24 protein-coding genes are annotated in these 26,483 nt (G+C 63.0%); 16 read left to right on the top strand and 8 right to left on the bottom strand.

Translation table 11 applies throughout. The features are described from left to right. The first annotated feature begins 66 nt into the window (after positions 1-66). From AB4Z43_RS17415 to AB4Z43_RS17435, 5 genes are all read left to right on the top strand, one after another. Positions 67-846 (top strand): PP2C family protein-serine/threonine phosphatase, encoded by a 780-nt coding sequence (locus tag AB4Z43_RS17415; protein ID WP_069093485.1) that lies wholly within the window; start codon positions 67-69, stop codon positions 844-846. After that, positions 843-3,470 (top strand): protein kinase domain-containing protein, encoded by a 2,628-nt coding sequence (locus AB4Z43_RS17420; protein ID WP_441938586.1) that lies wholly within the window; start codon positions 843-845, stop codon positions 3,468-3,470. Before AB4Z43_RS17415 ends, AB4Z43_RS17420 begins: the two co-directional genes overlap by 4 nt. Before the next feature lie 12 nt (positions 3,471-3,482). Next, the gene (locus AB4Z43_RS17425) at positions 3,483-3,983 is read left to right on the top strand and encodes a DUF1036 domain-containing protein (RefSeq protein WP_019859812.1); all 501 of its coding nucleotides are present in this window, start codon (positions 3,483-3,485) and stop codon (positions 3,981-3,983) included. Beyond that, entirely contained in the window at positions 3,980-6,403 is a 2,424-nt protein-coding gene (locus AB4Z43_RS17430) for a M23 family metallopeptidase (RefSeq protein ID WP_019859814.1), read from the top strand. Before AB4Z43_RS17425 ends, AB4Z43_RS17430 begins: the two co-directional genes overlap by 4 nt. Positions 6,404-6,673: 270 nt before the next feature. Continuing rightward, on the top strand, positions 6,674-7,999 hold the full coding sequence (locus tag AB4Z43_RS17435; protein WP_069092799.1) for a caspase family protein: 1,326 nt from the start codon (positions 6,674-6,676) through the stop codon (positions 7,997-7,999). Positions 8,000-8,083: 84 nt separating this feature from the next. On the opposite strand, the gene AB4Z43_RS17440 is transcribed toward AB4Z43_RS17435, so the two are convergent. After that, entirely contained in the window at positions 8,084-8,587 is a 504-nt protein-coding gene (locus AB4Z43_RS17440) for an OmpA family protein (protein WP_019859816.1), read from the bottom strand. Between the two features lie 281 nt (positions 8,588-8,868). Here AB4Z43_RS17440 and AB4Z43_RS17445 point away from each other — a divergent pair, with 281 nt between their 5' ends. Next, positions 8,869-9,336 carry a DUF6931 family protein gene (locus AB4Z43_RS17445; protein ID WP_420651737.1) on the top strand — a complete coding sequence of 156 codons (468 nt, stop codon included), beginning with the start codon at positions 8,869-8,871 and terminating at the stop codon, positions 9,334-9,336. A gap of 53 nt (positions 9,337-9,389) precedes the next feature. On the opposite strand, the gene AB4Z43_RS17450 is transcribed toward AB4Z43_RS17445, so the two are convergent. Both AB4Z43_RS17450 and AB4Z43_RS17455 read right to left on the bottom strand, forming a co-directional pair. After that, on the bottom strand, positions 9,390-10,628 hold the full coding sequence (locus AB4Z43_RS17450) for a caspase family protein (protein WP_244748395.1): 1,239 nt from the start codon (positions 10,626-10,628) through the stop codon (positions 9,390-9,392). Positions 10,629-10,635: 7 nt separating this feature from the next. After that, positions 10,636-11,736, bottom strand: a complete 1,101-nt coding sequence (locus AB4Z43_RS17455) for an OmpA family protein (RefSeq protein WP_441938589.1) — start codon at positions 11,734-11,736, stop codon at positions 10,636-10,638. Positions 11,737-12,277: 541 nt separating this feature from the next. On the opposite strand from AB4Z43_RS17455, the gene AB4Z43_RS17460 reads away from it, so the two are divergent. The 3 genes from AB4Z43_RS17460 to AB4Z43_RS17470 all read left to right on the top strand — a co-directional run bounded on the left by AB4Z43_RS17460 (position 12,278) and on the right by AB4Z43_RS17470 (position 15,334). Next, positions 12,278-12,712 (top strand): hypothetical protein, encoded by a 435-nt coding sequence (locus AB4Z43_RS17460; RefSeq protein ID WP_019859818.1) that lies wholly within the window; start codon positions 12,278-12,280, stop codon positions 12,710-12,712. Positions 12,713-13,319: 607 nt separating this feature from the next. Further along, a complete protein-coding gene (locus AB4Z43_RS17465; protein WP_051726851.1) occupies positions 13,320-13,718 on the top strand; it encodes a c-type cytochrome in 399 nt (132 codons plus the stop codon). A gap of 59 nt (positions 13,719-13,777) precedes the next feature. Continuing rightward, positions 13,778-15,334: an AAA family ATPase gene (locus AB4Z43_RS17470; RefSeq protein ID WP_441938592.1), complete on the top strand. Its 1,557-nt coding sequence runs from the start codon at positions 13,778-13,780 to the stop codon at positions 15,332-15,334. Between the two features lie 18 nt (positions 15,335-15,352). Here AB4Z43_RS17470 and AB4Z43_RS17475 read toward each other — a convergent pair whose 3' ends face one another. After that, positions 15,353-18,034 (bottom strand): bifunctional acetate--CoA ligase family protein/GNAT family N-acetyltransferase, encoded by a 2,682-nt coding sequence (locus AB4Z43_RS17475; protein WP_441938594.1) that lies wholly within the window; start codon positions 18,032-18,034, stop codon positions 15,353-15,355. 149 nt (positions 18,035-18,183) lie between these two features. On the opposite strand from AB4Z43_RS17475, the gene AB4Z43_RS17480 reads away from it, so the two are divergent. The 5 genes from AB4Z43_RS17480 to AB4Z43_RS17500 all read left to right on the top strand — a co-directional run bounded on the left by AB4Z43_RS17480 (position 18,184) and on the right by AB4Z43_RS17500 (position 21,832). Further along, complete coding sequence (locus tag AB4Z43_RS17480; protein WP_441938596.1) at positions 18,184-18,408, top strand: DUF302 domain-containing protein; 225 nt, start codon at positions 18,184-18,186, stop codon at positions 18,406-18,408. An 11-nt stretch (positions 18,409-18,419) separates the two neighbouring features. Next, on the top strand, positions 18,420-20,279 hold the full coding sequence (locus tag AB4Z43_RS17485; RefSeq protein WP_038653120.1) for a heavy metal translocating P-type ATPase: 1,860 nt from the start codon (positions 18,420-18,422) through the stop codon (positions 20,277-20,279). A gap of 15 nt (positions 20,280-20,294) precedes the next feature. Beyond that, positions 20,295-20,744, top strand: coding sequence for a thioredoxin TrxC (gene trxC / locus AB4Z43_RS17490; protein ID WP_019859825.1), 450 nt, complete (start codon positions 20,295-20,297; stop codon positions 20,742-20,744). An 82-nt stretch (positions 20,745-20,826) separates the two neighbouring features. Next, a complete protein-coding gene (locus AB4Z43_RS17495) occupies positions 20,827-21,213 on the top strand; it encodes a hypothetical protein (RefSeq protein ID WP_441938599.1) in 387 nt (128 codons plus the stop codon). A gap of 25 nt (positions 21,214-21,238) precedes the next feature. Then, the gene (locus AB4Z43_RS17500) at positions 21,239-21,832 is read left to right on the top strand and encodes an NAD(P)H-dependent oxidoreductase (RefSeq protein WP_441938601.1); all 594 of its coding nucleotides are present in this window, start codon (positions 21,239-21,241) and stop codon (positions 21,830-21,832) included. A 186-nt stretch (positions 21,833-22,018) separates the two neighbouring features. Here AB4Z43_RS17500 and AB4Z43_RS17505 read toward each other — a convergent pair whose 3' ends face one another. The 3 genes from AB4Z43_RS17505 to AB4Z43_RS17515 form a co-directional block, all read right to left on the bottom strand. Continuing rightward, positions 22,019-22,117, bottom strand: a complete 99-nt coding sequence (locus AB4Z43_RS17505) for a sulfocyanin-like copper-binding protein (RefSeq protein ID WP_223217890.1) — start codon at positions 22,115-22,117, stop codon at positions 22,019-22,021. Next, positions 22,107-22,349, bottom strand: coding sequence for a hypothetical protein (locus AB4Z43_RS17510; RefSeq protein ID WP_441938603.1), 243 nt, complete (start codon positions 22,347-22,349; stop codon positions 22,107-22,109). Before AB4Z43_RS17510 ends, AB4Z43_RS17505 begins: the two co-directional genes overlap by 11 nt. 274 nt (positions 22,350-22,623) lie before the next feature. Further along, positions 22,624-23,607, bottom strand: a complete 984-nt coding sequence (locus AB4Z43_RS17515) for a zinc-dependent alcohol dehydrogenase family protein (RefSeq protein WP_441938605.1) — start codon at positions 23,605-23,607, stop codon at positions 22,624-22,626. A gap of 458 nt (positions 23,608-24,065) precedes the next feature. Here AB4Z43_RS17515 and AB4Z43_RS17520 point away from each other — a divergent pair, with 458 nt between their 5' ends. Together AB4Z43_RS17520 and AB4Z43_RS17525 are read left to right on the top strand one after the other, a co-directional pair. Then, on the top strand, positions 24,066-24,707 hold the full coding sequence (locus tag AB4Z43_RS17520; protein ID WP_038648659.1) for a helix-turn-helix domain-containing protein: 642 nt from the start codon (positions 24,066-24,068) through the stop codon (positions 24,705-24,707). 46 nt (positions 24,708-24,753) lie between these two features. Next, positions 24,754-25,269 (top strand): GNAT family N-acetyltransferase, encoded by a 516-nt coding sequence (locus AB4Z43_RS17525; RefSeq protein WP_441938606.1) that lies wholly within the window; start codon positions 24,754-24,756, stop codon positions 25,267-25,269. On the opposite strand, the gene AB4Z43_RS17530 is transcribed toward AB4Z43_RS17525, so the two are convergent. After that, positions 25,266-26,459 (bottom strand): acetate/propionate family kinase, encoded by a 1,194-nt coding sequence (locus tag AB4Z43_RS17530; protein WP_441938607.1) that lies wholly within the window; start codon positions 26,457-26,459, stop codon positions 25,266-25,268. The genes AB4Z43_RS17525 and AB4Z43_RS17530 overlap by 4 nt on opposite strands. Positions 26,460-26,483: the final 24 nt, after the last annotated feature.

Here is a 26,483-nt window from a genome sequence, read left to right on the forward strand (position 1 = left end):
AAAGTGGCCTGGGCACGCCGCCCATGATTGGTCACAGAGGACGCTCGCGAAGCGCTTGGTGGCAAATTGAGTTCTGTCGCCCTTCCCATCGAAAGCTTCGGCGTAAGCCATAAGGGCTGCGTGCGCGACCACAATGAGGACAACTACCTGATAGAGCCGCAGACCGGCCTGTGGGTGGTGGCCGATGGCATGGGCGGGCACGAGGCCGGCGAGGTCGCATCGGCCAGCATCGTCGATCATCTGGCGACGATCGGCATTGCAAGCTCGGCGCCGGACCTTCGCGCGCGCTTCGAAGACCGGCTGAGCCGCGCCAATTCCGAAATCCGCGACATCTCGCGATCCCGCGGCATCACCATCGGGTCCACCTTCGCGGCCTTGCTTGCAATGGACGGACGCTTCGCTGGCCTGTGGGCCGGCGACAGCCGCATCTATCTGGTCCGCAACGGTGTGATCTTTCAGGTCTCGAAGGATCACACCGAGGTCCAGGAACTGCTGGACCGCGGCATGATAAGCCCGGAGGAAGCGCTTACCTGGCCGCGCCGCCATGTCATCACCCATGCCGTCGGCGTCAGCGATGAGCTCGAGATCGATTTCCAGCAGGGCGAGCTGATGCCGGGGGATGTTTTCGTCCTGAGCACCGACGGACTGACGGCGCATGTCAGCGACGCCGAGATCGAAGCCGCAGTGATATCCGCAACGCCGCAAGCGGCGTGCCGAAGCCTGCTGGAGACGGTGCTGGCGCGCGGCGGAACCGACAATGTGACCATCGTACTCGTGAAGATCGGCGGCGGTCGCAACGGCGCGCTCCATTCGGATCGGTCCGGAGCGGAGAGCCTGGCGAGATGAGCGACGACGACAAGACCCGGATATCGACGAACGACATCTATGCCGGCGTCGGCACGCAGCTCAGCGGCATTTACGAACTCGACGAGAGGATCGCCTCCGGCGGCATGGGAGAGGTCTATCGCGGCCACAACATCCAAACCGGCGACCATGTGGCGATCAAGATCGTATTGCCCGAATTCGCCCGCGATCAGACGATCCTGTCGCTGTTCCGCAAGGAAGCGTCGATCCTCAATCACCTGTCGCATGACGCAGTGGTGCGCTATCACGTCTTCACCATCGATCCGAGGATCGGCCGCCCCTATCTGGCGATGGAGTTCGTGGACGGCCAGTCGCTATTCGACGTGATGCGTCGCGGACCGATGCCGGCGGAAGAAGTGCGGCGACTTTGCCATCGCCTGACGTCGGGGCTCGCCGCCGTGCACCGGGCGGGCGCGGTTCACCGCGACCTCTCGCCGGACAACATCATCCTGCCTGGCGGGCAGGTGGAAAGCGCCAAGATCATCGATTTCGGCATAGCCCGGTCGGCGACCGCAGGCGGTGAAACGCTGATCGGCGGGAAGTTCGCCGGCAAATACAATTACGTCTCGCCCGAACAGCTCGGTCTCTATGGCGGTGAGGTCAGCGAGCAGTCCGATATCTATAGTCTCGGACTGGTGCTCGCCGCGGCATTGCGCGGAAAGCCGCTCGATATGAGCGGCTCGCAATACGAGGTGATCGAGAAACGCCGGACCGTGCCGGACCTGTCTGACATCGACCCCGATTTCCAAGAGCTCATTGCCGCGATGCTGCAGCCGGATCCGCGGGATCGGCCTGCCAGCATGGCCGAGATCGCCAGGGCAACGCGTGGCGAGGATGTCGACGCGACATTGCCGCCGGCATCGTATGGTCCGCGTGACCGCGCGGGCTTGCCGCGCGCCGGCTGGACGGCGCTGTCCGACACCGGGCCGCAGCCTTCGACGTCCGCGGGCGAAAAGCACTTTGTTGAACATGTGCGACCGGCGCATCTGTCACAACCACGGCCTGCGCCAGCGCCCGCGCCGGCCAGCACGCCCATGCCGGCTGCGCCGCGAAAATCGTCGCGGATGCCGGCTGTCGCCGGCGGCCTCGTGACGCTGGCGGTCCTGTTGGGCGGCGGCCTTTACTTCAGCGGCATCCTGGCGCCTCCGCCTGCCGAAGAGAAACTCAAACCGTTGACACCGAAGCCGGTGCCCAAACCCGTTGTTGAAGCCCCCAAGCCGGTGGCTCAAACGCCGCAGCCGGAAGCATCGAACCCTCAGCCGCCGATGCAGCCTCAGCCAGAGCCTTCAAAACCCGACAATGCCGCCACTATCGAGACGGTGAACCCACCTGCCCTACCGGATGCACAGGTGAAGACCCCAGTGCCGGCCGAGAACCAGGCGGACGCTACGGGCCAGCAGAAACCGGAGGCGGCCAAGCCTACCGAAATCCCCATGCCGACCACCAGGCCCGAGGTGCCGCCGGCAACAGAAGCACGGCCACCCGCCGAGCAGGCGCCGGTAGCGCCGCCCGTCGGCAAGCCAGCGCCGTCCGAAACCACGGCCAGCAGTCAGGCGCAAGCCCCCCCGGTCGAGACCAAGCCTGCCCAAAACCCGACCGCTAACCCACCGAAGACGTCCACGCCAAGCCAGGCGGAGGCAGAGAGTAAGCCGGCGCAGCAGGCAAACCCGCCGGCGACAGAACCCAGCGCAACGGACCTGGTCGAGATCCTTTCCAAGCTGGCCAAGCCGGAGGCTTCCTCGCCACCGACCTCGGAGAGCCGGTTGCCGGCGCAGCCGACCAACCCGCCGGCGAAACCGGCGGCCCCGCCCCCGGTCGCCAGCCAGCCGACAGCACCAACCTCGCCACAAGAGCCGACACAGGCAGCGCAGCCGTCCCAGCAACCGCAGCCGCCGGTAACCACACGGCCCGAAGATACCGAAGTCGCGATCAATGTGCCAAAGCCGGCGATTCCGCCGGCGAAGCCGGTCGACGAGGCGGCGCAACGCGCCTCATGGGTGCGCGACTTCAGCGGCGGCGACTGTTTCTACGCGTCGCTGACATCGCAAACCGCCAGCTCCGCCGCCATCGAAGGCCTCGCAACAGCCGTGCAGCCCTTCGAGCAGATGCTCAATGATTTTCGCTCGAGGTTCCATCTCGAGCCGGACATCAATGTCCGTCTCATCGAGCAGCCTCAGTGTGAAGTGACCAACTTCCTGCGCGTCCTCGACCGGAACCGTGTGGAAAGTCCGCGGCTCGTTCTCGACCGGACATCGGTGCCGGATGGCGCGCCGATCAGCGGCACTCTGGTAACGCGTGGCGGGTTGGTTTCCAACGTCATGTTAATCGACCACAGGGGCATCGCCTTCAACCTCGATGATCGCATCGTGGCGCAGACCGACAAAGCGACCTTCAACATCCCGATCGGTCTAGGCGCCGCCGACAAGGCGGCCGGCAAACCCCTGCCGCAGATCATGCTGGTGATCACCGGACCAAAGGACATTCAGGCCGCGATGTTCTCGAGACCGACACCGGTCTCCGAGCTTTTGCCAAAGATCCTCGAGGAGATCGGCGCCGACGGCCCGCAGTTCTCCGCCACCGCCAAATATTTCCAGCTCGGCGGATAGATATGAACGCCGATGGACCTTCGCCCCTCGCATTCATTTTGCCAGCCTTCGTCACGCACAAAGCGTAGCTGGTTTCGATTATTGGCGGACTTCTCCGACCGCTTGGCATTTTCCGCGCTGTTCGGCGCGGCGCTGCTCGTTATCTTCTCGACCAGAAGCGCGCATGCCGAATTCACCGTCTGCAACCAGACGCTCGACGTCGTCAACCTCGCCGTCGGACAGAAGGTCGACAATGCCGACCAGACCGATGGCTGGTGGACCATCGGCGCCAACCAATGCGTGAACGTCATCCGCGAGGAACTGGCCAACCGCTACATCTACCTCTACGCGACCGACGTGTTCGGCCATGCGATCCTCAACGGATCGACCGAGATGTGCGTTGATCGGCGCCGCTTCTCCATCCGTGGCATCGAGGAGTGCTGGCAGCGCGGTCATATCGCGGCGCGTTTCGTCGAGGTCGACACGCTGGAGCAGGTGCGCTGGACCTATTTCCTGACCGGAAACAGCCCGTGACGCACAGCATCGACACGAGCTTCAAACAGAAGAAGCTGGCACGCCTGGCCGAGCGCAGACGCAAACTCTGGCGCCGCGTTCTTGCTGGCGTTGCAACGCTCACCGTCATCGCGATCGCCACCGGCTTCTATCTTACGAAGGACAACTGGTCGTTCGGCGACGAGGATGAGGAACTGCATCCCGTCGAAGGCATGGAGGACGTGCCGCCCGACGCCTCGGTCTATGTGCCGGCCATCATCGACCTTGCCGGTGATCCGATGTGGATCACGCTGGCGCCCGATGCGGACACCGCCACGAAGGGCCACACGGTTGCGCGCCCGGCCGAACTCGACAGTTCCGGGGCCTCGCCGCAGATCGAGATTCTGTCCGACGTGATGCTGAGCGCCAGCGAGAAGTTCATGACGACGATCCCGTCGACGCAGGAGGATTTTGCCTTCTTCAAGGCGCAGCGGCAGCCTTCAACCGCAGCACCAGACGATCAGCAACCGACCTCGCCCGCACCTGCTGCGGCGCCCAACGACCAACCGGGCGATCTGGCGAACGACCTGCAGGCGCCGCCGGACGCGGGCGAGCCCCCCGCCGGTTCGGCGCCCAAGGCCGACGCAGACGACCCCGAGGCCGGCTGGGGGGAGACCATCGACCAGGGCGAGGCAGCGCTCCCCGCCTTCAAGAAAACCGCGATCGAGAACAACACCACCGTCGCGACCGTCATCAGCGAATATCAGCGCTTCGCGGCGACAGAGGACACTTTTGTGAAAATCCTCAACGACCGCAGCCTGGATAGCGTGGCGCTCGACGCGCATTTCTCAGCGGACGACGCCAGGCTTGCGGGCGAGGCGCTGAAAGCGCTGTTCAAGCGCGACGGGCTCGAGGCCGGTTTCGTGGTCGCCATGCGCGGCTTCCGGCCGAATCGCGAGACGACGACCATGTCGCTGATGCAGGTCTCGGTCTACGCAAGGAACGTCTATGTCGGCACGCTGACGCGCAACGCAGCGGGCGCCTTCGTTTCCGGCGTCGACCCCTGGGTTCGCGAGGACCTCTTCAACTATTCGGGTGCCTCCGACCAGGGCGGACCCAAGCGGCAGTACCGGCTGCTCGACGCAATCTACTCGACCGCGGCGCGCAACAAGGTGCCGACCAGCGTGATCGGCGAAGCGATCATGTATCTGTCGAGGGGACAGGATCTCGACGCTTTCGCCAGCGAGGACCAGCGCCTGGTGATGATCTACTCGCAGACGCCGCGCGACGAGGGCGAGATCTCCGGACGGGTGCTTTACGTCGGCGTCCTGGGTAAGGACAAGAACCTCGACTGCTTCGTCTTCCAGCAAAGTGACGGCCAGTATGCCTGCGTGACCGGCGATGATCAGGTTCGCTCGCTGAACGTCACCAACGGCATGGTCACGCCGGTCGCCGGGGTGATGACGTCGACCTTCGGCCCGCGCAAGCATCCGATCCTCGGCACGGTTCGGATCCACAAGGGTGTCGACTGGGCGGCTCCGGTCGGGACGCCGGTCATGGCGGCCTTCGACGGCGAGATTTCCTTCCAGGGCGATGGCGGCAGCTATGGCAATCTGGTGAAGATCACGCATGCCAACGGCCGCGAGACGCGCTACGCGCATATGCAAAAATTCGCCATCGCCAGCGGCGTCGGCACCAAGGTGAAGGCCGGCGACGTCATCGGCTATATCGGCACCACGGGGCTTTCGACCGGCCCGCATCTGCATTTCGAGCTCTACGAGAACGGCGAGGCGATCGACCCGCTCGGGACAGTCACCACCGTCGCCACCGCCGTTTCCGTCAGTTCCGGCGGGCCCGGCGATTCCGCGGTAGAGACGCTGACCGACCGGATCGTCCATGTCGAAAGCGGCGGCAGCGCCCGCGCCAAGAACCCCAACTCGTCGGCAACCGGCGCCGGCCAGTTCATCACCAAGACCTGGATCCGGATGATGAACACCTATCGTCCCGACCTTGCCCGATCGCTTTCGACCGCCGACCTGCTCGCGCTTCGCTATGACGCGACGCTGTCACGCGAAATGGTGCGCAACCTGGCGCGCGAAGGCGAGGCCTATCTGCGCGCCCGCGGCCACCAGATAACCGCCGGTCGCCTGTATCTTTGCCATTTCCTCGGCATGGAGGGGGCACACCAGGTGCTGGCCGCGTCCGGCTCGTCGCAATTGAGCGCTGTTCTGGGCGCAGCCGTGATCCAGGCCAACCCGTTCCTGACCGGCAAGACCGTCGGCTACGTCATCGATTGGGCCGAGCGGAAAATGGGGCAGAAAGTGCCGCGCGTGGTGACCGATCAGAGCCAGCCGGCGACAACCACGACCGAGGTCCGGCAGACGTCGCCGGAGTTCGAGAAATACAAGCAGGCGATAACCGCGTTGCTCAATTCAATCCAAGAGACGCTTGAGCCGGGCTGAGCAATTCCAGGAAAAGTGTGAACAGAACGGCTCACCATTTCCGTGAAACGGTGAACGGTTCTAGTGGCTGTCCCGGCTCAAAGGCGGCACGATCGCCTGGTCGATCGGTTTCGACAAATATCTGCGGAAGCCGGGGGATCCGGTGAACCTAAGCTGTCGTCGGGGCTACACAAGCCTGAGAGCCATTTTTGGCCGAAGCGACTTCGTCGCTGACGAATTGAGCATGCGCAGAGATCCATAGCGTGCCCCGATGGGCAGGAGGGCTGATCCATGAAACTGTTTGCCATCCTTTTGAGCGGAGTTGTCCTTTCCATCCTTGCCGCCTTCGGCGTCCAGGCCGCAACAGCCGAGAGCAAGCGTGTCGCGCTGGTCATCGGCAACAGCAAATATGTCAACGCCGTTGCCTTGCCCAACCCGGCGAACGATGCCCACCTGATTGCGTCGACGTTGCGCAACGCCGGCTTCGACGTGATCGAAGGTGTCGACCAGGACAATGCCGGTATGCATGGCCTGATCAGCAAATTCACCGAAGAATCCTACAACGCCGACCTCGCGGTCATCTTCTATGCCGGCCACGGCATGCAGGTCGACGGCAAGAACTATCTCATACCGGTCGATGCCGACCTGACCTCGCCCGCCTATCTCAAGACCCGCACGGTTCAGATCGACGAGTTCATGGCGGCGCTGCCTGCCGATCCCGCCGTTGGCATCATCATTCTCGATGCCTGCCGCGACAATCCGCTGGGTCGTACCCTGGCTGCGGCTCTGCCCAAGAGCCGCTCGCTTGGCGCCGGCCTCGCGCCGGTGGATGCAAAGGCAGACGGCGTCGGCACCGGCGGTGTCTTGATCGCCTACGCAACCGATCCCGGCGCTATCGCTTTCGACGGCGACGGCGTCGACAGCCCCTACTCCCTGGCGTTGGCCAAGCACCTGACCGAACCCGGTGTCGAGATTCAGAGCGCGCTGACGCGCGTGCGCGGCGACGTGACGGAAGCCACGCAGGGCCGGCAGCGCCCATGGCACAACGCATCGCTGGGACGCGAGGTTTTCCTTGGCAAGCCGTCGGCACAGGCCGCGGGGGCGCCGATCGCCGATGCAGCCAGGACGACGGCCTCGCCCGCCCCCGCGCCGATCGCCAGCGATCCGCCGTCCTGGCAGGTTGAGCAGCGGCTTTGGGACGAGGCTTCGAAAAAGAATGCTATTCCCTATTACGAGGCCTATCTCGACCAGTTTCCAAGCGGCCGCTTCGCCACGGTGGCAAGGCTCGACATCGACCAGTTGAAGGGCCCCGAGGCGGGCAAGCAGGTCGCGTCGCTCGACACGAACGATGCGAACGCGAATCCCGGCTCGGCCGTTCGCACCTCGGCCGCCGACCAGGTCCGCACCGCACCACCGAAGAAACAGGTCGTGCACAAGACCCGCACGCTGAAACCGATGGCGCAGCGGAAACCGCGAAGACAGCAGATCGTCGAGCGCTGGCGCAACAGGGAGATTGTGATGCGCGACGAGCCGCCGCGGAGAGACAACAATGACTTCCTGACCAAGGCGCTGATTTTCGGCAGCGGCGTCGTGATCGGCGGTGCGATGAGATATTGATCATAGTCAGCCAAAGGGAACCCGCGTTGGACGAGTTCCCTTTTGCCGCTATCGCTGTTGCCGGATCGGCCTGGCGGCGACCGCTTACTCGGTCCTGATGCGCATTTCCACGCGCCGGTTGACCGGATCGTAAGGATTGGCGACCCGCGGGTGCGACTTGCCCAGGCCGATCGCTTCGAGCCGCGCCGATTCAACGCCGTTCGCTTCGAGGAAAGCGGCCACCGACTGGGCCCTGCGCTGCGACAGGTCCTGGTTGTAGCGATCCGGGCCGGTTGCATCGGTATGACCTTCAACGACAAAGCTGAACGTGCTCAGCCGATTGTCCTTCAGCGCCTTGGCGAACTCGTCGAGTTCGGTGCGCGCCGTCTGGTCGAGTTGCGCGGAATCAAGGGCGAAATTGATCATCATGTCGAGACCGGTCTTTTGTGCAGCTGAGCCAGTCTTCTCGGCCTTGCTCTTGCACTCTTCCTCGGTGCCGACGCAGATGCCGCGCGCGGCACCCAGATTGCCGGACTGTCCGGCGAAGAACTTGACGATGTCTTCTGATTTCTGAAGCGGATCGGCAAAGACGTGCGTTGCAAGAAGCATGGCCGCCAATGCCAAGGCTGAACTGCCCCATCGCATGACCGTCACTCCTGTCTAAGAGGATTTCGCTGGCGCGCATCATATCAAATCGGGAAGCGATTGTCTGTGGACAAACGCATGCCGCTCGTGGCCGCCATCTGCCAACGACTGACGCTTGACCGGCGCTCGGCCACAGGCTTGAGTGCTGTTCTGGTGGTTCTTGGGGTGTGGCAGCCATGGCCAATGAACTCGGATACAGAACGGCACGGGATCTGTTTCTTGCTTGTCCCGCCATCGCCAGGGACATGAAATCGCTGGCCACGGGCCAGCCGCCGCTTGATTTTTGCCGAGCCCTGCTTGCCGGGCGCGTGCCGGAAGAAGCAGTCACGTTCTGTGCCTACCTTCTGCCCGAGCGAGCCGCCGTCTGGTGGGGACATGAGTGCCTGAGCAATCTCGCCGAGCTCCTCGCGGACCGGGATCTCGAATTGCTGGCGCTTGTCCATGACCGCGTCGGCGAACCTGACAATCCCCACCATCAAGCCGTCCTGAGCAATTCCCTTGACCTGCCGCCGGCGACACCGGCCGCCTGGATCGCTCTGGCAGCGGTGTGGCGCGACCCGACCCTCGACATGGTGTCGACCGGATTTCCTGCCGCTCATGCCGTCAATGCCGGAATTCTGGCCGGGTTGGCCCGCGCCTCGCTGGCGGACCGGTTTTCCGTGCTTTCGGCCTTTGTCGAAATGGGCATCCAGATGGCGGAGATGGAGGCGTAACGGCATTCGCCGATCCCTACGCGCCATCCGTCATTGCTGGCCTCAGGCCGGCATTATTTGCAGCCGCCTTGCGCCCATCTGGCCAGCGCGACCTTGAAGCGCGTACCAAGCGGATGCTGCAGGCGCAGGACCGAGACGTCGTTGGCGGCGAAATTCTTCGCCTGCTCGCAAAGGCGGACCTCATTCCACTCATGGCAGTTGTCGCAGTGCTTGCCTTCCCAGACCGATTTGTCGAGGCCTTCCACCGGACTGAAAAGCGGTTCGCTCTTGATCAGTTGGGCGATGCTCTTGCCGTCGATCGCCGGGTCGCCGAACTTGACGGGACGATCGAAAAGGATAGGGCCGTCGGTAGCGAGCTTCGGGATTTTCGCACGCAGCGTATCAAGCGCAAGCTGGTCGGTGTTCTGGCCTGGCGAAGCGCCGGTGTTGCGCGTGTCGGATCCGGCTTCAGCTTGCGGAGTGCTCGCCTCGCCGACGATCAACGGCGCGTTGAGATCGACCTTGTGCAGGACGACCTCGGTGGTCAAAGAGACATTGATCCAGGGGCGTTGCTTGCCGGCGGTCGCCTTGAAGACGTCGCTGGTCACTCTGTTCATCGCTTCGGTGATGGAGACATTGGATTCCCCAATGTGCTGAAGCAATGCCGTCGTGAAGGGCGAGTGGTCGCCGGACCCGTCATAGGCGAGTTGGTTGGGACTGGCGGCGAAGGCGACGAGCGTTCCGGCGCCGCCATTCTCGATCGGAATTTCCGCAAGGCCGCTGCTTGCACCCTTGATGCCGGCGGTCTTTGCCAGCACATCGGCCAGAGGATTGTCCCGGCATGCGTCCAGAAACACCAGCCTTATGCTTGTCTCGCGAGACATCTGGCGCAAGATGAAATCGACCGACACGGCCTCAAAGTCGAGCGAGGTCTCGTCCTCGAGCGCGGCATCCACCGGAAGCAGATAGTTCTTGCCTGAAACCTGCAGGCCATGGCCGGCATAGAAGAACAGCGCCACATCGGCGCCGCGCACCTGTTTGGCGAACTGGGCGACCGTGGTCTGTGTCTGCTGCTTGGTGAGGTCGAAGCCGGAGACCACCTCGAAACCAAGGTTCTGCAGGCGATCGGCCATCGCCTGGGCATCGCGTGCAGGATTGGCGAGCGGCGCGGCATGCTGATATTGCGAGTTGCCGAGCACCAGCGCGATACGGCGCTCGGCACTGGCGGCCGTCAAAGTCAAAAGCAGGACGAGCGCGACAAGGCCGGCGCCGCGAAGCAAGGCGGCGCAAAACGCGATTGTACGGGAACCCACCCCGACCTCAGTTCGCGAGCTTCGTGGCGGAGAATTCGATCCGCCGGTTGAGCGCCTTGTTTTTCGGCGTGTCATTGGCGGCAACCGGGCTCTCCTCGCCATGGCCGGCGGCACTGATCTGCTGACGCGGCACGCCACCGGCGACCAACGCATCGGCAACCGCCTGCGCGCGCCGTTCGGAGAGCGCCTTGTTGGCCTCGGGCGAGCCGTCCGAGTCCGTGTAGCCGGAGACCTCCACCTTCAGGGTCGGGCATTTGCCGACGACACCTTCAACTTCGGTGAGCAGCGGACGGCTCTTGGCATCGAGCCGGGCGCTAGCCGGACGAAAGTAGATGGCGCCGGTGCGGGACAACACGGCAAACCGGTTAAGGCACTCCTCGTCGCTGAAATTGGCCTTCGCGGCGTCGGTGGCCACGGGACCGACACCGGTGGTGCCGGCAGCGACTGTCTGCACCGCGCCCGGCTTGCTGCCGTCGGCGACAAAGACGAAGTCGAAGGACACCGAGGCGGTGGGCACGATGTTCGTCACATTGGCGGCCTGCTGCAGCTTGTCGACGTTCGGCAGCAGGCCGAAATCCTCGACATGCACCGCGACGGGAGCCTCTGAGGCGACAGAAACCTGAGTGTCGCTGATCATGGTTACGACGACGCTCGCCTCCAGATCCTTATCGACGCCGTGCAGGCTCAGCCGGAACGGCAAGCTTGCCTTGATCCGGCGTTTGGCCGGCAAGTCGCCAAAGGCGGCCGGGTCGACCTTCGCCGTCAGCTCGGCCGTCGGATATTTGAATGTTTCGAAGAACAGGAAGCGCATGCGCACATTGCGCAGGTCGACGCCCGTGTCGACGGAATTGAGATCGAAGCTGACCTTGGCGTCACCGGCGGAACTCAGCGTGCCGGTGATATTCCTGATCTTGTTGGTCTCGACGATCGTGTTCTTCTTGACCGACTGATAGGTGAGCACCGAGGCGTCAGGATCGAGCGTCCAGTTCGGCGCGGCGTTGGCGGCGTGCGGTTCGAGCAACAGCAAGCCCAACAGCGCGGCAAGGACCAAGCTAAAGGCTGCGGCCTTCGCGCGCACTTTTCGACAGAATGCGACGACTTCGAACATGGAACGCCCCCGCCAGGACAACCTATCTCGATACCGCAGGAGATGGGAGCATAGAGCACTTGCCCTTGCTTGGCGAGCGGTTCGAGTCGGCCTCGACACATAACGTCAACCTGCCGTGCGCTCATCCCCATTATCGAATGTCGGCCACATGGGTTCCTCCAAACAAAGGAGCCGCTGAAACTAGGTTTTGTTGCAGGGCTTTTTCTGGCCCTTCCGTGAAGTCCTGAAGCGATGCGTGGCGCGCCTCCTCGTCCCCGCGCACACGCTTCACACCGCCGATCTGCCCTGGCTTGAGCCATTGTGCGGCCGGCTGCACGAAATCTGTCCCTGCCGTTGGAACATTAGAGATCGATGACGGTTCTTTCGCTTTATATGCCGCTGCGTGCTGTCGGCTGAAGGTCGCTTGAGCAACCCGAGCGGCTTGCGCCCATGATCTCTTAGCCGCGAGCTCTTGGACGTCGAGCTGAAGACCGTAGGTCGAAGACGACAGGCTGCGGACGCCGCTGAAAGCTAAGAACAAAACTAAGAACAGGAGCTAGTCATGAAACATCAGACACTTGAGGAACTGCAGTCGATCGCCGACATCAATCCGATGGCGCCGGCCCTGCTGATGACCAGAGAGCAGCGGATCGAACGGTGGGCGGAACTGCTCGAAATGAACCCGTCGCGCTGCCTGACCGCGCTCACCGGTACCGAGCATCTTAACTCCGGGCTCCGCGAAGAGGCACGGGCAACCGGGTCGCCGATCACGGTTGCCTTCGATGATTCATTGCTGCGTCAATCGGGCCTGAAATCGGACACTTACGGCGAAGCCAAGCGCTTCTTCGAACTGTCCGACTGGCAGTTGCACGACATCGTCTGCAGTTGCCACGCCGGTGCCACGATGCGGGCCGACTGGGCGGCCGGCAGGGTGCGCAGGACGCTCGGAGGCAGCAAGGTTCTCGCATGGCTGAGAAGTTTAATGGCGCACGGTTGAGTGCCAAACGTTAGGCCAGCGAAGACCCGCGCCGCCGCCTCAGCTGCAAATTGCCAGCTGGCGAGGCGGCGCTCGCTGGCTTGCGGGGTTTTGCGGAGCAGGTCCTAGAGTGGGGCCGGTGAACCATATCGGCCTTGCTGCGTCGTACGAACTGGTTCTGGTGGAGTGCATCGATGGTCAGGCTCCTTCTCGTCGCGGCTGCGGCACTTGCCCTCACTTGCGGCGGGACAGCGGCGGCCAAGCTGGACCTCGCCACTGTCAATCAAGCGCAATTCTCAGCCGAAAGATCGAAAGGCTTCAGCCCAGTTATCCTGAAGGCGCAGATACTTTTGGATCGCGCCCGTTTCTCGCCAGCCGGGAGGCGGCGTACCACCCGCTCAATGGTAACGTGATGACGAGAACGTAAGGGAGGCTGTGTCCGGCACGAGCCGCGAGGTAAAGCCATCGTTTCTGCGGATCTTCGATCCGGGCGCAGCGCCCAGCCATCGGGCCAGTTAGACGAGGAATGACCAATAGCAACACGGCAAGGCCTACTCGAGATTGATCCCGATCAACGTCTGCGCGCGCGGAACGCCTTAGCCTGACCCAAAGGCTGGAGGCGGATCAAATGAGATTCCGGACGACGATGGGTTTCTTCGCGTTGACGCTGAGCGCCGCGGCGGCACAGCAGATCAGCAACGGAGAGCAGGAATATCTGAATTCCTGCGCCGTTTGCCACGGCGTGGACGGCAGGGGTGACGGACCGATGGCTGAATTGTTGCGGAAGCGCCCTGCGAATTTGACCACGCTCACGAGGCGCAATGGCGGGGAGTTCCCCTACTGGCGGGTCTACGCGACAATCGACGGCCGCGGCCTCGTTCCGGAGCATGGCGAGCGCGACATGCCGGTCTGGGGCAATCAGTTCCTGCCTGACGACGTGAAGAAATACGGTCCCTACGGTGGGGAGGCCGTGACCACGGAACGGATTCAAAACCTCGCCGGTTACGTCAAGACGCTCCAGCGCTAGCCCGGCACGCGGAGCTGGCGACTCGAAGGATAAGGCAACCAAAGTCAAGGCGACAGGCGATGATCGTTCAGAACCAAGACACCGTGGTCGACATGCTGAAGGACCCCGCCACCTATGGCGACGCTGGTCCCGTCGAGACGATCGAAACCCACATCTCCCGGATATTCCTTGTCGGCCAACGCGCATTCAAGATGAAGCGCGCGGTCAAGCTGCCTTATGTCGATTTTTCGACGCCGGAATTGCGGGTCGCAGCGTGCGAAAAGGAAGTGGAGTTGAACTCCAGAACGGCTCCCGGTCTCTATCTCGGTGTCCACCGCATCACACGCGCGGGAGACCAGCTTGCCTTGGATGGATCGGGCGAACTGGTTGATGCCGTTATCGAGATGGTTCGCTTCGATCAGTCGAACCTCCTCGATCGCATGGCCGCCGCAGGGACGTTCACCCCCGCGCTGATGACGAATGTGGCGCGCATGATTGCGCGATACCACCGCAGTGCCGACGTGATCCATGCTGCCGGCGGATCGGCGAACATCGGCGGCGTGCTGGCAATCAATTCAGCCGGATTTGCGACAAGCCGCGTGTTCGATGAAACGGAGATTGAAACGCTCAACGCGGCGTTTCGCGCCGCCCTCGCCCGCCATGCCGCTCTGCTTGACCGGCGCGAGGCGACAGGCCGGGTCCGTCGCTGCCATGGCGACCTGCATCTGCGCAACATTTGCGTCTTCGATGGCGAGCCTCGCCTCTTCGATTGCATCGAGTTCAACGATCAGATCGCCACCGTTGATGTCCTTTACGATCTCGCATTCCTGCTGATGGACCTGTGGCATCGCGGTTTTCCGGAGTTCGCCAATCTGGTGATGAATCGCTATCTCGACGACGCCGACGACGAGGACGGCTTCGTCCTGCTGCCCTTCTTCATGGCGGTGCGGGCGGCGGTGCGTGCTCACGTGACCGCGACACAGGTCGAGGAGGGCAGCCAGGACTCAACAAAGCTGGTCGCCGACGCGCGATCCTATTTCCAGCTTGCGCAAGTCCTGCTTGCCGAAACGCCGCCTCGGCTCATCGCGATCGGTGGTCTGAGCGGCTCGGGCAAGACGACGATAGCCGAGGCGCTTGCACCGCGGATCGGCGCGCCGCCTGGCGCCCGGATCGTCGAGAGCGACCGCATCCGCAAGGCAATGCATGGCGTGCCCGCTGAAACAAGACTGCCGGACAAGGCCTACCGGCCCGGCGTCTCTGAACGCGTCTATCGCCAGATCGCCTGGCGTTCGGGACTGATCCTTGCCGAAGGCGGCTCCGTCGTCGCCGATGCGGTATTCGACAAACGGAAGGATCGCGACAAGGTCGAACGCGCCGCGAACGAGGCGAATGTCCCGTTTGCAGGATTTTGGCTGGCCGCCGATCCGTCCGTGCTTTGGCGCCGGGTCGGCGAGCGCAAGGGCGGCCCGTCGGATGCCACGGTCGACATCCTGTCACGGCAATTGCAGCGCGACGCCGGTGCTTTGACCTGGCGCAAGATCGAGGCGGACCGCAAGGTGGCCGAAATCACCGCCGAGATGGTGGCCTTGATGGAAGGCACGGCTTCAACCGCGGTCAGCTTCAGAAAGACAGGATGAGATAGAAACTGCCGTCGCTTAGCTGACCTCCAGCCTCGCTACAGACAGGCCCGGCTCGCTGGCATGGTGCGCAATCGAGAAGCCGAACTCCCGGCACATTGTGAGCATCTTGCAATTTTCGTTGAGGATTGTGCCTTCGATACGACCGATGCCGTCAGCCTTCGCATAGTCGATGAGCTGTTTCAGCAAGTCCCATCCGAGGCCATGGCCCTGAAGATCCGACCGAACGAGCAAGGCATATTCGCCGGTCCTGTGATCGGGGTCGCAGGAAAGCCGGCCGATTGCGGCCAGCGCTCCCGTGTCCTTTTCCAGCGCGACGAAGGCGATGTCGCGATCATAATCCAGCTGGGTGAGCCGCTTCAACATCTGATCCGGAAAGTTCTTCCGGAGTGACAGGAACCGTAGCCGCAGATCATCGGGTGAAATCTTGGCCAGGAACGCAGGATAGAGCGCTACGTCCGCCGGCATGATCGGCCGGATGTGGAAGGAGAGGCCGTCGGAGAGAAGATCGCGACTCCATCCTGACGGATAGGGTCTGATCGCAAGAGCCGGATTTGGCGCCGTTTCATCCACCCGGCGCGGGTCGATTTCGATGCGGGCGTCGAGCGCAATCACACCCTCTGCGTCCGCCAGCAGTGGGTTGATGTCGAGGGACACCAGGCAGGGAAAGTCGACGATCATTTGCGACAGACCGTTGAGCGCGGCGATAATCGCGGCTCGGTCGGCTGGCCTGCGATCGCGATAGCCGGCAAGCAGGCGGCCTATTCTGGTCGCGTCGATCGCGTCCGCGGCCAGCACGTCGTCAAGCGGCGGCAGGGCGATCGCGGTGTCGTTCACAATCTCGACAGCTGTGCCGCCGGCGCCAAACAGAATGACCGGCCCGAACATCGGATCCACGCTCATGCCCAAAATGAGTTCCTGCGCATGCTTGCGCGCGACCATTGCTTGCACGGTGTAGCCGTCCGGCTTCGACCCCGCCGCCTGCGCGCTCAAGCGTGCCTCGATCGACCGGGCGGCCTCCGCCGCCTTCTCGGCGGTCGCGATGTCGAGGACCACGCCGCCGACATCGGACTTGTGTGAAACCACCTTCGACAGCAATTTGACGACCACTCTTTCCGAGCTTTCGAGAAGCTCGCCGGCTGCCCGCGCCACTTCCGCGACGGTGCCGGCGACAATGGTTTCAGGCACGGCGATACCGTAGGCGGCTATCGCCGCTTTTGCTTCCGGCTCCGTCAGCATGCGCCGTCCTTCGCTGGCCACCTGCCGGAAAATCGCATGTGCGGCGGCCTTGCCGTCGGCCCGGTCATCACCTTGGCTCGAGGGCGTCCGCAGGAGCGCCCGCTGCGCCTGCGACCATTTGCTGAGATAGGACGCCGCGATCGCGGCGTCCTCCGGCGTCTCGAAGCAGGCGATACCGGCTTCCGTCAGGACGCGCCGGCCCTCTCGCGCGGTGTGCTCGCCCAGCCAGCACGCCAGAAGCGGTTTTCCTCCGATCTCGCCCTCGTCGCCGAGCTCGGCCACCTTCCTGGCTGCGCCTGCCGAAGAACCAAGTCCGGTGGGGCAGTTCATCACCAGGACGACGTCCGTTCCCGGATCCGCCGCCAAGGCCTCCAGCGCCGCCCCGTAGCGCTCCGGCGCCGCGTCCCCGACAATGTCGATCGGGTTCGCACGCGACCAGGTCGGCGGGAGCAGATGGTCGAGCCGCGTGATCGTCGAAGGCGCAAGTTCAGCCAACTCGCCGCCACGATCGACGAGCTTGTCGACGGCAAGAACGCCGGCCCCGCCGCCATTGGTGACGATGCCGACGCGTGCTCGCTCGAGGGGAGCGTGGCGCGCGACCGTCTCGGCCGCATCGAGCAACTCCGCGAGATCATCCACACGAAGCACCCCTGCCCGTCGCAAGGCGGCATCCACCACCCTGTCCGCGCCCGAAAGCGCGCCTGTGTGTGTCGCCGCCGCCCTGGCCGCCTGTTCGTGCCGGCCAGGCTTGATTGCGATGACCGGCTTGAGGCGCGCCGCCGCCCGCGCGGCCGACATGAACTTGCGCGGATTGGGTACCGTTTCGAGATACATCACGATGGCGCGCGTGTGGAAATCGCCCGCCAGCATGTCCAGGCAGTCGCCGACGTCGACGTCCGCCATGTCGCCGAGGGAAATGATCCGGGAAAAGCCGACATTGTTCTCGGCCGCCCAGTCGATCAGCGACGTGACGATCGCGCCGGATTGCGAGATCAGCGCAATGTTCCCGGGCCTCGCCGCCATATGGGCGAAACTGGCGTTGAGCTTCGCTGGAGGGACCATCAGCCCGACGGTGTTCGGCCCAATGATGCGCATAAGCGAGGGCTTGGCCGCATCGAGCATCGCCTGGCGCAGACCATTGGCGTGATTGAGCCCCGCGGTGATGACGACGGCAGCTCGCGTCCCCTTTTCGCCCAACACACGCACGATAGCGGGGACGGTGTCGGGAGGGGTAACGATCACGGCCAAATCGGGAATGCCCGGCAGGTCGGCAACCCTACCGTAGCAACGGTGGCCGGCCACCTGCGAGTGTTTGGGATTAACCGGCCAAATCTCTCCCTCGAAGCCGCCGCCGACGATGTTCTCGAGGACAATGCGACCGACGGAGCCTTCGCGCCCGGTCGCACCGACGACAACGACGGATTTCGGTGAGATCGCGTATTCAAGATTTCGGATCGTCATCCCGGAAAACTCCTTGCCGCCACATTCACCGAAGGCGGCGAGCATTCATTGCGCTGGATCAAAGCGGCACCGGCCTCCTGCGGCTAGCTAAAGCGACGCTGCGACCAAGCTGCTCTGCGGGCGAAGGTATTCCGTCGAAGGAGGCTCCTATGCGTTACTATCTCAGCAAAAACCTCGACATGCCGTTTGCCGCGGCGATCGAACATGTCACCAAAAAGCTTGCTGGCAAGGGCTTCGGCATCCTGACGAGGATCGATATCCAGCACACGATGAAGGTCAAGCTGGGCGTCGACTTCAAGCCCTACATGATCCTCGGCGCCTGCAATCCGCATTTCGCATGGCGGGCGCTGCAGGAATTGATCAGCGAACTTTGATGGCTGACGCCATGGACGAGTCCGTACTGCGGCGCGCGCTGCTGCTCATCGCCATAACGGGTCTGGCACTTGGGTTGGGCGTGTGGCGGAGCGGTACTGGTCCCCTCTCGCCCGACACAATCTGGACAGTGGCGACCCTGCCGGTCGTTGTCGTACTCGCCATCTCCATCTTGCGGGATTTCTGGATCGGCCGGATCGGCGTCGACGCGATCGCGCTGGTTTCGATGTCGGCGGCTCTGCTGCTGGGGCAGGCTCTGGCAGCGGTGGTTGTCGCCATCATGTATGCCGGTGGCACGGTGCTGGAAGACTTCGCGCGTGGTAGGGCGGAACGTAATCTCAGAGCGCTGACCGATAGGGCGCCGCGCGTCGCGCATCGTAAATGCGCACAGGGCACCGAGACGGTTCCGATCGAGCAAGTAGCGGTCGGCGACGAGCTTCTGGTGCGCGCCGGCGAGTTGCTGCCGGTCGACGGATTCCTGATCGACGCTTCGGCCGTGTTGGATGAATCGACAGTCACCGGCGAGCCCCTGCCGGAGCGTCGCGGCACCGGCGACGCATTGCGCAGCGGCACAGTCAATGCCGGCGAAGCCTTTTTCATGCGGGCCTCGGCCATCGCCGACAACAGCACTTATGCCGCGATCGTGCGCATGGTCGCGGCAGCGCAAACGGCCAAAGCGCCATTCATACGCATCGCTGATCGTTTCGCGCTGCTCCTGCTTCCGGTCACTCTCCTGCTCGCGGGTATCGCCTGGCGACTTTCGGGTGACCCGATCCGAGGGCTCGCGGTTCTGGTGGTCGCCACGCCTTGCCCGCTGATCCTCGCGGCGCCGGTTGCGTTCATCGGGGGCGTATCGCGCGCTGCCCGCGCCGGCATTCTTATGAAAGGCAGCGCGGCGCTGGAGGCGCTCGCCCAGATACGCACCGCAATCTTCGACAAGACGGGAACTTTGACGCTCGGCGGCGCCGAGCTGATCGAGATCGACGTCGCTCCAGATCGGCAAGCCGATGAAGTGCTGCGGCTGCTGGCCTCGCTCGAACAGGCCTCCCACCATGTCCTTGCGGATTCGATCGTCCGCATCGCCCGCCGTAGAAAGCTAACGCTTTCCCAACCTTGTGATGTCCGCGAGCATCGTGGAGAAGGCCTCAAGGGTCTGGTGAACGGGATGTCGGTCGCCGCCGGGTCGAGGCCACTCGTTCTTGGGGGCGGGCCGCTGCCAGGATGGGCGGAAAGTGCTGAAAAACGGCACCGGAGCGCGCAAGTGCTGAGGGTGTTCGTGGCTTTGGATGGCCGACTTGCCGGTATCTTCACATTCGGAGACGCCATACGCGAAGATGCTATCGAAACGGTTGGCGCTTTGCGTGCGGTAGGCGTCACGCGGATAGTCATGCTCACCGGCGACGACAGCGCGGCCGCCGAAAAAGTTTCCGCTTCGCTCAAATTCGACGCCGTGTTTGCCGATGCCACGCCGGCGGACAAGGTCGAAACGGTCGAGGTCGAGAAGGCGACGGCGCCGACGATGATGGTCGGTGACGGCATCAACGACGCTCCTGCGCTTGCCGCGGCGACCGTTGGTGTGGCGCTGGGAGCTCGCGGCGGTACGGCCTCATCGGAAGCCGCCGATGTTGTCGTGCTGACCGATAGCCTGCAGCCGGTTGCGCAGGCGTTGCGGATCGCCATGCGCACGCGCGGTATCGCCCTGCAGAGCATCATTGTGGGACTGGCGCTTTCGGGCGCTGCGATGATCGCGGCCGCCATGGGGCACCTGACGCCAGTGGCAGGCGCGTTGCTTCAGGAGGGGATAGACGTCGCCGTCATCCTCAATGCGCTGCGTGCGCTTGGCGAGGGGCGTTTAGGGCACAGTCGGAAATAGGAGCGCCGAAAGGTCATGTCGCAGGAGAATCTGGTGGTTTGCACCAAATGCGGGGTGGTCAACCGCGTGCCGCGCGGCCGGAATGGCACCGACGCGAAATGTGGAAAGTGCGGTGCGCTGCTATTTTCGGGATTGCCGCAGGACATCGATGGGGCAAACTTCGATCGCCAGGTCGGGCGCGGCAGTCTGCCCGTGCTAGTCGACATCTGGGCTCCCTGGTGCGGTCCCTGCAAGATGATGGCGCCGGCCTATGAAGCCGCCGCCAAGGCCCTTGAGCCTCACGTTCGGCTGGTCAAGCTGAATTCCGACAAAGAGCAGGCTATCGCGGCGAGACTGAGTATTCGCGGCATCCCGACGATGATCTTGTTTCATCGTCAGAAAGAAATAGCGCGAATCTCGGGCGCGATGAGCGCCAGCCAGATCGTTGGCTGGGTTCGCGAGCATATTCCGACAGGCACGAGCTAACCTTTCGCGAAGTCAGGCCATTTGACCTTGATCAAGGCCCAGCTCGGACGCTGCGATAGGAATGGCCTCGAAGGAGTTTGCCATGACCGCATTGCACGACCTCACCCCCAAATTCAGAAATATCCGCCTGCTTCTTGCTCGCGAAAAAGGCCACCCGGAAGGCGACCGCGAGGAAGGCTATGATGTGCTGGCACCGCTCACAGACGAAGGACGACTGGACGCCAAGGAATGGAAAGCACACCAGGCGCTCTGCCGCGTCCGCCATTTCCGAGCCGGCGAAGACGATCTTATCGGGCGCTTGCGCCGCAAGCCGGGCGGACAATGGTTTTTCGACTATACCGAGGGCGACCGTGACGACGAGGCCGGATTTCACCTCGACGACGAATGCTTCGTGACCGGCGAGTATGTCTCGATAAGGCGCAACGGAGCCATGCACACTTACCAGGTCGCCCGCGTGGAACGGCCCTAGCAGTTTCTTGGTTGGTAGGAGCCAAATGGTGCCTCGCCATATCCTCGTTGTCATCGGCCACCCCGATCCATCACCGGAGCGGCTCTGCCGGGCCCTGGCTTCTGCTTACGCCGATGGTGCTGAACGTGCGGGCCATATCGTACGCAGGATCGATCTGGCCTTGCTGGACATTCCGCTCCTTCGGACGATGCAGGAGTTCGAGCACGGAGCGATCCCCGACAGTCTCAAGGAAGCTGCCGAGGCGGTCGTCTGGGCGGAGCATTTCGTCTTTGTCTTCCCACTTTGGCTGGGCATAGTGCCGGCGATGCTGAAGGCTTTCCTCGAGCAGGTGATGCGACCAGGCACGGCGTTCGCCTACCCAGCCAAAGGCGAGAGTTTCGCCAAATCGTTGTTGCGTGGTCGCTCCGCCCGCCTGGTCGTGACCATGGGAATGCCCGCGGCCGTCTACCGGATCTGGTTCCTCAGCCACGGGATTGCCGGCATGCGACGCGGCATCCTCAACTTTGTCGGCATCAGGCCAGTAAGGGAAACGCTGTTCGGCATGGTCGCCAGCACGAGCAAGGCGAAACGGGCGAAGTGGATCGGGCAAATGCGTCTGCTCGGCGAGCGAGGGCTTTGAGGTCGGTGGCCGTAACAATCGCGAGAGCAATCGGGAGTGCTGGCTCCGGCCGACAAATGCCGAAGCCAACGCTGACAAATGCCGAGCCACTTCTTGGCAGGGTGCCCTAAATTTCGAGCGAAACTGGCGATTTCACCCAAGCTGCGAAGCTAAAGCGGTCGCGGATTTCAGCCGAGAGCCACCAGCCTATGGATTAACTGTAAATTCGGCCCACATGCCGGCGCCGTAGTGGCCTGGCACGTTACAGATGAGCAGGTATTTTCCCGCTTTCAGATCAACGGTCAAATGATCCGGACTTGCCGGGATCCAGTTCCGAAACCTCGCCCTTGTCGCCTGCCTTATCTTCGTCGACCCGGTTCTCGGCGTCAATGTAAGGAAGGGACTTCTTCGGGTCGGCGAGAAACATCACGATCATTTCGTGAACGGTATCCTTGGAATCATTCTTCACCTTGAAGGTGACCCTTCCGGCTTTCACCGCACCGGGCGAAACCTTCATGCCCATGGTGGCTTTTGTCATGTCCAGTCCTGGCGTCGCATAGACGAGGCCGATTGGCATCTCAGTACTTGCGCTTTGTCCCAAAGGGAGACCTTGACGAGTGAAGCAGCTCGAACGGCGCCGGTATTGCAGGTGATGAGTATGGCTGCGACAAGTCCAAGCTTGAATATGGTCTTCATGACAATCCTCCATCCGGGTGGCAGGACAAGCATTTACATTCCCAGCCTATCCTGCTTGCGCGGTCGCGTGCTGTCCTTGCGCCAAGTCAAACTGGCCGGCCAACTCATCCAAGGCATCATGGCCGCAGAACCGCTGCGCCGCTCAGCCTGCCCATCCGCAAATCCTCCAGCGCCTGGTTGGCCTGCTCCAGCGGATAGACCTTTGTGTGCGTGCGCACCTGAGCGCGCTTCGCTATCGGGAAGAATTCCTCCGCGTCACGGCGAGTAAGATTGGCGACTGTAGCCAACTCTCTTTCTCCCCAGAGAAGTCGGTAAGGCATCGGCGGGATGTCGCTCATATGGATACCGCCGCAAACCACGCGGCCGCCTTTGCGCACAGCCCGAAAAGCCGCTGGCACCAGGTCGCCGACCGGGGCGAAAATGATCGCCGCGTCGAGCTCGGCAGCGGGCAATTCCTCGGACGACCCTGCCCAGACAGCGCCCAACGAGCGCGCGAATTCCTGTGCTTGAGCATCGCCGGACCGCGTGAAGGCGAAGATCTGACGTCCCTGCCAGACCGCGACTTGCGTGATGATATGCGCGGCGGCGCCGAAGCCGTAGATCCCTAGCCGCCTGCCGCCGCCCGCCTTCTTGAGACAGCGCCAGCCGATCAGCCCTGCACATAGGAGTGGCGCTAGCGACACTGGATCCACCGTGGCGTCGAGATCGAAGGCGAAACGCTCGTCGGCAACGACATGACTGGCGAAGCCGCCATCACGTGTGTAGCCGGTGAAAAAAGGCAGATCGCAAAGGTTCTCGGCACCGGCGACACAATAGGGGCAATGCCCGCAAGTATGTCCCAGCCACGGAACGCCTACTCTCTGGCCAAGCCGAGACTGTGACACGCCCTCGCCAACCAGGTCCACGATGCCGACGATTTCGTGGCCGGGCACAAGCGGCAACTTCGGCCGCGGCAGATCGCCGTCAACGACATGCAGGTCGGTCCTGCAGACGGCGCAGGCTTCGACCCTGAGCCTTATTTCGCCCGGTCGCGGCGTAGGGTCGGGGCGATCCATAGCCTTCAACGGCGAACCGGGCTTCTCCAATACCATTGCCTTCATGACGTATCCTCGAAATGAGGAGTTGAACGCTCTGTCCGACGGGGAACGGTATTATCGCGAGTGCTTGCTCCTCGACGCGCGCGGCCTGGTGTGGCGACCGAAGCCGTAGCTCGCGGCAACGCGACTGCGCTTCCGGGCGGAAAGCATTTCCGAATAAAGGCCCAAGGCGGCAATATAGGCCAGGCCGAGTATCCCAGCCCAGATTTCGACGGTGTCGGAAGTCATGACCAAATTCCCTTGGTTGGATGGTTGGTTCCGACTCGATAGTTGCCTTGCCAAGGCATGCCAGCCTTGATCGCGGTCAATCGCACAGAGAGCGCAACTAGGACGGCAAGAACTGGATCGATCGGGTGCTCTCGAGCTCGGCTCTAGGTAGTTTCCCGTAGGGACATAACCGAATTTCGGCGTTGCCGGTTTTGCGCGATTGCTGTTGTCACGGATCAACCGGGACCACAGCCATGTACGCCTCCGCCAAGATCGAACTGCCGTCATACCTCCCCCAGCAGAACCCAGCCGCCATCTTTGACGGCTCGACCGTGCAGCCGGTGAGCTTCTTCTCGGCAGGCGCCGAGATCTACGCCCAGGGCGAAAAGGCGGGTGCCCTCTACCAAGTCGAATTCGGCGCGGTCCGCATCTACCGCCTGCTCGCCGACGGCCGCAGGCAGATCAGCGCGTTCCATCTGGCGGGAGAAACCTTCGGGTTCGAGGCCGACGCCACTCACCACTTCTTCGCCGAAGCGATCAACGCAACCGGTGTCCGGACCTTCCGCGCTCCATCAGGCACGGATATGTCCCGCCAGCTGCTGCCTCTCGCGCTCAAGGGCCTGACCCGGGCGCAGGAACATCTCCTGGTGCTTGGCCGTCAGAACGCCATTGAGCGCGTCGCGGCATTCCTCGTCGAAATGTCGGAGCGTCAGGGCGGGTTGCGGCAGGTGGAATTGCCAATGTCGCGGAACGACATCGGCGACTATCTCGGCCTCACCATCGAAACCGTTTCGCGAGTCTTCACCCGCCTGAAGGAGAAAGGCGTTATCCGCCTGCTCAGCCTGCGCAACATCGAAATTCTCAAGCGCGATACGCTGCTGGCAATGGGGGAATGAGGCCATTTAAGCCAATCCCGCGCGTCAATCCTGAAAGGGGCGGAAAATGAAAACCACACTTACAACCCACACCGGATTTCGCTTCGAAGTGCGTCGTGCACGCCCCGACGATGAGCCGATCGTTGCCGAGTTCTTCACCCATGTGACGCCGGAGGACCTGCGCTTCCGCTTCCTCGGAGCCTTGAAGGAAGTTTCGCATGAGCGGCTGGTGGAGATGACCCGCTCCGACGATCCGCACGCCCATAATTTTCTCGCCTTTTCGACCGACGGAATGCTGATCGCGGTGGCAACGCTTGCCAGCGATCCGGCCGACCGGCGTGGCGAAGTCGCCATCTGCATTCGCGAGGATCGCAAGCATCTCGGCGTCGGCTGGGAGTTTCTCGGCTATGTCGCGCGCTATGCCGACGACCATGGCATCGAGACGATCGAGTCGATCGAAAGCCGCGAAAATCGCGCAGCGATCGAACTCGAGCGTGAAATGGGCTTCACCGTCACAACGGACTCCGACGACCCATCGCTCGTCCTTGTTCAGCGGAAGCTCGGCGCCAAGTTGCCAGGCTAGAACGGCCCACCGCCCACAGAGGTGCCGAAGCGCTCTATCTTGGCGGCCACCGCACGTTCCTCGTCGGCTGGAATGACAAGCACGTCGACGAGGGAATCCGGGGCACTGACCAATTCTTCGCTGTTGGCGTTCAACTCCTTGTCGAGCGCGACGCCCAGCCATCCGGCTGCTTCGCAGATTCTCTGCCGGATCACGGGCGCATGCTCGCCGATGCCAGCAGTGAACACGAGGGTGTCGAGCCCGCCTATCGCCGCGGCAAGTGATCCGATCTCACGCCCGACACGGTAGACGAAAAGATCGACGGCACGCATCGCCGCCGGGTCTTTCGACGCAAGCAGCGTCTGCATGCTCCCGGAGATGCCGGATACTCCCAGCAGGCCGGATCGCTCGTAGAGCAAGGCCATCAGCTCATCAGGCGACAGCTTCCGATCCTGCAGAAGATGCAGGAGGACGCCGGGATCGATCGCTCCGCAACGCGTGCTCATGACAAGGCCGTCAAGGGTTGAGAAACCCATTGTGGTGGCGCGGCTTACGCCCTCCGTCATCGCGCACAGGCTTGCTCCGCTGCCGAGATGGGCAACGATCGTTCGGCCGCCGGCGGCAGCGCCGTAACGGTTGTGGAGCTCGCTGGCGATGTGGCTGTAGGAGAGCCCATGGAAACCGTAGGACACGATGCCTTGCTGCGACAGCTCATGCGGCAGGCCATAAAGTCTTGCAAGCTCGGGCTGCATCGCGTGAAAGGCGGTGTCGAAGCAGCCTACTTGCATGGCGCCGGGCAGAAGGCGGTTGGCCAGGTCGACGAGTTCCAGGTTTATCGCCTGATGAATTGGGGCGAGCGGCTTGAGCTTGCGCAGGGCATCGAGTGTGCGCTCGTCGATTAAGGTTGCGCGGGTAAACTCCCGACCGCCATGAACGATGCGATGCCCGACCCTGCGCACCCGTTGCAACAGACCGCGGTCCGCCAGATAGGACGCGACGGCCTCGAATGCCTTGCCGATGGAGATCGGCTGTTCGCCCAGGCTCCTGTCGAAGGGCGGCGTCGTTGCCGTGGGCGCAACGTGGAGTCGGGGCCGCTCGCCTATTGACGAAACGCTGCCGCGCACCAGCAGATGAAGTTCGTCGCCCCCTTGAAAGGCGGCGAACTTCAGGCTCGATGAGCCGCCATTGAGAACGAGAATTGCATCGGTCATTGCCGAGCGGTCGCAGCCGCTTTT

The organism is Mesorhizobium sp. 2RAF45, from assembly GCF_052115225.1.
GTDB classification, from domain to species: domain Bacteria; phylum Pseudomonadota; class Alphaproteobacteria; order Rhizobiales; family Rhizobiaceae; genus Mesorhizobium; species Mesorhizobium jarvisii.

Coding starts and splice junctions, on each gene's coding strand:
- AB4Z43_RS17525 (WP_441938606.1), top strand. CDS start 24,754: ATGAAAACCACACTTACAACCCACACCGGATTTCGCTTCGAAGTGCGT.
- AB4Z43_RS17520 (WP_038648659.1), top strand. CDS start 24,066: ATGTACGCCTCCGCCAAGATCGAACTGCCGTCATACCTCCCCCAGCAG.
- AB4Z43_RS17515 (WP_441938605.1), bottom strand. CDS start 23,607: ATGAAGGCAATGGTATTGGAGAAGCCCGGTTCGCCGTTGAAGGCTATG.
- AB4Z43_RS17445 (WP_420651737.1), top strand. CDS start 8,869: ATGAAATCGCTGGCCACGGGCCAGCCGCCGCTTGATTTTTGCCGAGCC.
- AB4Z43_RS17485 (WP_038653120.1), top strand. CDS start 18,420: ATGGACGAGTCCGTACTGCGGCGCGCGCTGCTGCTCATCGCCATAACG.
- trxC (WP_019859825.1), top strand. CDS start 20,295: ATGTCGCAGGAGAATCTGGTGGTTTGCACCAAATGCGGGGTGGTCAAC.
- AB4Z43_RS17530 (WP_441938607.1), bottom strand. CDS start 26,459: ATGACCGATGCAATTCTCGTTCTCAATGGCGGCTCATCGAGCCTGAAG.
- AB4Z43_RS17425 (WP_019859812.1), top strand. CDS start 3,483: ATGGACCTTCGCCCCTCGCATTCATTTTGCCAGCCTTCGTCACGCACA.
- AB4Z43_RS17465 (WP_051726851.1), top strand. CDS start 13,320: ATGAGATTCCGGACGACGATGGGTTTCTTCGCGTTGACGCTGAGCGCC.
- AB4Z43_RS17475 (WP_441938594.1), bottom strand. CDS start 18,034: ATGACGATCCGAAATCTTGAATACGCGATCTCACCGAAATCCGTCGTT.
- AB4Z43_RS17460 (WP_019859818.1), top strand. CDS start 12,278: ATGAAACATCAGACACTTGAGGAACTGCAGTCGATCGCCGACATCAAT.
- AB4Z43_RS17435 (WP_069092799.1), top strand. CDS start 6,674: ATGAAACTGTTTGCCATCCTTTTGAGCGGAGTTGTCCTTTCCATCCTT.
- AB4Z43_RS17510 (WP_441938603.1), bottom strand. CDS start 22,349: ATGACAAAAGCCACCATGGGCATGAAGGTTTCGCCCGGTGCGGTGAAA.
- AB4Z43_RS17420 (WP_441938586.1), top strand. CDS start 843: ATGAGCGACGACGACAAGACCCGGATATCGACGAACGACATCTATGCC.
- AB4Z43_RS17500 (WP_441938601.1), top strand. CDS start 21,239: ATGGTGCCTCGCCATATCCTCGTTGTCATCGGCCACCCCGATCCATCA.
- AB4Z43_RS17470 (WP_441938592.1), top strand. CDS start 13,778: ATGATCGTTCAGAACCAAGACACCGTGGTCGACATGCTGAAGGACCCC.
- AB4Z43_RS17480 (WP_441938596.1), top strand. CDS start 18,184: ATGCGTTACTATCTCAGCAAAAACCTCGACATGCCGTTTGCCGCGGCG.
- AB4Z43_RS17455 (WP_441938589.1), bottom strand. CDS start 11,736: ATGTTCGAAGTCGTCGCATTCTGTCGAAAAGTGCGCGCGAAGGCCGCA.
- AB4Z43_RS17440 (WP_019859816.1), bottom strand. CDS start 8,587: ATGCTTCTTGCAACGCACGTCTTTGCCGATCCGCTTCAGAAATCAGAA.
- AB4Z43_RS17495 (WP_441938599.1), top strand. CDS start 20,827: ATGACCGCATTGCACGACCTCACCCCCAAATTCAGAAATATCCGCCTG.